The 821-nt window shown below is 46.5% G+C and carries 1 protein-coding gene; it reads left to right on the top strand.

What is annotated here, in order from left to right:
• Nucleotides 1–117: 117 nt before the first annotated feature.
• The coding region (locus R8O11_RS26525; RefSeq protein ID WP_318194782.1) for a 4Fe-4S binding protein at nucleotides 118–821 on the top strand (704 nt) is incomplete at its 3' end.

Raw genomic sequence — 821 nt, 5'->3', positions numbered from 1 at the left:
TTGCTTGTATAATCGCCGTTTATCAGTATTAACTAAAATAATTAATAGCAATGTCACAGAGCGACATCACCAGAAATGCCGCCGTACATTATAAAAAAGCCTAAGAAGGATGAGTGCATGAGTCAGGACAAGATCGATATCAAAGATGTGACTCCCAAGACTTTCAACCCGAAAACCCATAAAGGAAACGGGGATCGTTTTAACCCAAGCAATCGCATCTACGTTCGAGAAAGTAAAGGGACTTACCAAAAACTGCGTCGCTACGGTGGTTGGTTCTTACTGCTACTGTTTGCTTTGGTACCGTGGATCCCATACGGCGAGCGACAAGCGATCTTGCTTGATATTGGCAACCAGCAGTTCAACTTTTTCGGCACCACGCTTTATCCGCAAGATCTGACCCTACTCGCTCTGCTCTTTGTGATCGCCGCGTTTGGCCTGTTCTTCATTACCACCTTTTTAGGCCGAGTCTGGTGTGGCTATCTCTGCCCGCAAACCGTGTGGACCTTCATGTACATCTGGTTTGAAGAAAAACTCGAAGGCAGCGCGAATAAACGTCGCAAACAAGACGCCAATAAACTCACCGCCAACTTAGCCATGCGTAAAACACTCAAGCACATCGCTTGGTTTGCTATCGCACTCGCCACAGGCTTCACCTTTGTTGGTTACTTTGTGCCGATGAAACAGCTGGTAATTGATTTCTTCACCTTCAACGCGAACTTCTGGCCAGTATTCTGGGTCATGTTCTTTGCCATCTGTACTTACGGCAACGCAGGTTGGATGCGCTCAATCATGTGTATTCACATGTGTCCTTACGCGCGTTT

The sequence above is a fragment of the Vibrio sp. 1288 genome (genome assembly GCF_033344475.1).
The sequence above is the reverse complement of the archived record's forward strand: the minus strand, read 5'-3'. Positions and strand labels throughout refer to the sequence as shown.